Source organism: Phenylobacterium sp., from assembly GCF_031412415.1.
Classification (GTDB): Bacteria; Pseudomonadota; Alphaproteobacteria; order Caulobacterales; family Caulobacteraceae; genus Phenylobacterium.
Genome location: NZ_JANOCX010000185.1, coordinates 1 through 2,763, shown reverse-complemented (window position 1 = coordinate 2,763; position 2,763 = coordinate 1). Strand labels below are relative to the sequence as shown.

Annotated in this window: 4 protein-coding genes; 1 reads left to right on the top strand and 3 read right to left on the bottom strand. The window is 65.8% G+C overall.

What is annotated here, in order from left to right:
• The 3 genes from RMO04_RS08930 to RMO04_RS08920 all read right to left on the bottom strand — a co-directional run.
• Positions 1-205 (bottom strand): hypothetical protein (locus RMO04_RS08930; protein ID WP_309644433.1); only part of this gene is annotated, 205 nt, incomplete at its 3' end.
• Between the two features lie 168 nt (positions 206-373).
• On the bottom strand, positions 374-931 hold the full coding sequence (locus RMO04_RS08925; protein WP_309644432.1) for a hypothetical protein: 558 nt from the start codon (positions 929-931) through the stop codon (positions 374-376).
• Between the two features lie 24 nt (positions 932-955).
• Positions 956-1,984: a transglutaminase-like cysteine peptidase gene (locus tag RMO04_RS08920; protein ID WP_309644431.1), complete on the bottom strand. Its 1,029-nt coding sequence runs from the start codon at positions 1,982-1,984 to the stop codon at positions 956-958.
• A 219-nt stretch (positions 1,985-2,203) separates the two neighbouring features.
• On the opposite strand from RMO04_RS08920, the gene RMO04_RS08915 reads away from it, so the two are divergent.
• On the top strand, positions 2,204-2,763 hold a 560-nt coding region (locus RMO04_RS08915; protein WP_309644430.1), incomplete at its 3' end, for a polysaccharide biosynthesis/export family protein.

Below are 2,763 nucleotides of genomic sequence, written 5' to 3'. Positions count from 1 at the left end.
TCGCCGCAGTGGCGTCCGCCGCGCCCGAAGCGGCCGCTTCGGCCTGAGCCTGGACAATGGCCGCCTCGAGACTGGCGGTCAGCGCGGCGGTCGCGTCCTCCTGAACCGCAGCCTGAGCCACGACGGGAACGACGGCAGTCGCCGACACTACGCCGATGGCGACCGCAGCGCGGCAGGCCGCAGCGAGAAAAGTCGTCTTCAACATGAGGAGCCCTCCAAAATGATGAACCAAGTCTTTACATTGCAAAGCAGCAAAATCAAACCCGACCTCGTTCATTGACCCATGGTCAACGCTTTTTGAGGTCGGGTGTGCTCAATGGGTGACTCTTTGTTGCGTAAGGCGAGTTTCAGCGCCGCAAGACGCCAGCGACCGTCACTTTGCCTGGTCGGCCGTGGCAGCTCGCCGCGTTAGAACAAAGGCGAGCCGCCCGGCGGGGTCGGTGATCTCGCGCTCGGCGGCCTCGACCACGCCCGGTCGATCACGGATCGCCACGCGCAGCTCTGCGGTCGCCTGACGGCGCAGGCCCGGCGTAAGCATCGCCCAGCGACCATAGGCGAACCGCAGTCTCCAGGCCGTGAGGTCCGGCCCATAGGGCGCGACGACATAGGTCCGGTCGAGGGCCACCAGGGCGTCCGACACGCGACCTTCCCGGTCGGCGATCCAGGCCAGTCGCCCCCACGCGGCTGCGTCGCCCGGCCTCTGGCGGAGCGTCCTCAGGGTTTCAGCGCGGACAATGTCGAGGCGCGGGGGTTGCACCCCTGCCGCCACTTCGGCGCGGGCCTCCGATACGGCCACAAGCCGGATCCGGTCGGCGAAGCCTTCATTGGGAAAACTCACGGACACGGCGAACGCCCCGGCCACGAGGAGCGCCACGGTCGCGAGCACAACCCCGCCTGCGAGCCGGAAACGATAGATCTGGCGAGCGGACATGGGCAAAACCTCCGGGCCAGGTGACTAGAGGGCGATCGCCACCCAGTCAAAGGGCTGGCCCGGCACCTGACGCTCACGCCATGCGTAATTTACGCGGTCCCAGCGGGACACCCAGGGGGTCAGGCTGTCCAGAACATATTCGCCCTGGTCTGACGCCAGGAGCAGCACAGCATGGGTTTCGCCCCAGCGGGTCTCGACGATGGCGATGGACAAGGCCTCGGCCGGCACGCCCTCGGCGATCAGCGCCTGACGTTTGGCCAGGACATAATCCTCGCAATCGCCCCTTGCCCGGCTCCCGTCAGGCACCGACCAATAATCCTCGACCCCGTATTGACGAACATCCGCCAGCTGCCGGACCGACCGGTTGATCCGTCGATTGACGGCGTTGACGACTGTCCAACCACGTCGGTCCAGAGGAAATACGTCTGGAGCAACAAGGAGTGAGGAGTCCCCTTCCACGGTCACGAGGACTTCGGCCCCGGCGTCCGCGACCTCTCCGGCCGCCTCGGTCCATCCCGCGGTCAGGGCCCCGCCCCCGGTCTCGATGGCCGGCGCGACCGCATCGCCCGCTGCCATTGCCTCCACTTCGCTCGATACCGTTTTGGGCGCCGATGCCGCGACTAGAGCGACCGCCGAAGGAACGACGTCGTCCGGCCGGCCCCGCTCAGGACGCGCGAGACTAAAGACCGGCGACGAAGTCGCTCTCCGCCGTGAAGCGGCAAAAATCTGGGACCAGTCATAAACGGCGTCGGCCGCTCCGGCCGCGGGTGCCGAGGCGCGCCGGGCGAAGGTGTCAGCCCAGAAGCGCTCCATCGCGGCGGCACGAAGCGTCACCATATCCGGCACGGCGGCACCTGGTATGGCGCACGCGGCCAGTGACCGTTCGCATAGATCCAGAAAGGCCACTGGCGGCGCGGCGTGCGCGCTCAGCCGCATGATCGGGGCGGTTGCACTCCGTTCGTCGGGTGCGGCCTGCGCCACGCCAGCCTGGCACGCCAGCACCAGAGCGGCCGCGATGGGCCCTATCCGCACGATGGTTTGACTGTTGAGCATAACGCCCCCTCTTCATGGGAGCATCTTGCCGATCAGCTGGTAATATCGCTTCTACAGACGCGGTTGCTGAAGACTTGAGCAACGCGGTTTCCATGCTGGTAAGGTTAACGTCAGGAAAAGCTGATCATTCCCGATCAACGGTGTCACCGTTCGGCGAACCCTCTGGATTGTGCAGTGCATTATAGGGTAGATGAGCCCACAACTCTTGGGGAGCGGTCCATGTTCATCGGCTTGCGGACTTTGCTGGCTTGCCTCGCCATCGCCTTTGCCATCGTCGGGTGCGCCCAGGCCCCGCTCTCGGTCGATCCCGCCGTCCCGCTCGCGGATGGTGCAGTGCGCACGGTGCCCGAGTATCGCCTCGGTCCGGCCGACAAGGTTCGGGTCAATGTGTTCGGCGAGGAGGCCCTGACGGGCGAGTTCACCGTCGGCGGTTCCGGCCGCATCTCCCTGCCGCTGATCGGTGAGATCCAGGCGCAGGGCCTGACGATTTCCCAGCTTCAGGAAAGCATCGCCCAGGCGCTGCGCCAGGGCTTCATCAATGAGCCGCGCGTCAATGCCGAGGTTCTCAACTACCGGCCGTTCTATATCCTTGGCGAGGTCGGCAAACCCGGTGAGTATCCTTACACAGCCAACCTGACCGTCCTGAACGCCGTCGCGACCGCCGAAGGCTTCACCTATCGGGCCGACACCCGTCGGGTGTACATCAAGCGAGCAGACGGGGCGTTCGAGCAGGCCTACCCTCTGACGACAGCGACCCAGGTCGCTCCGGGCGACACGAT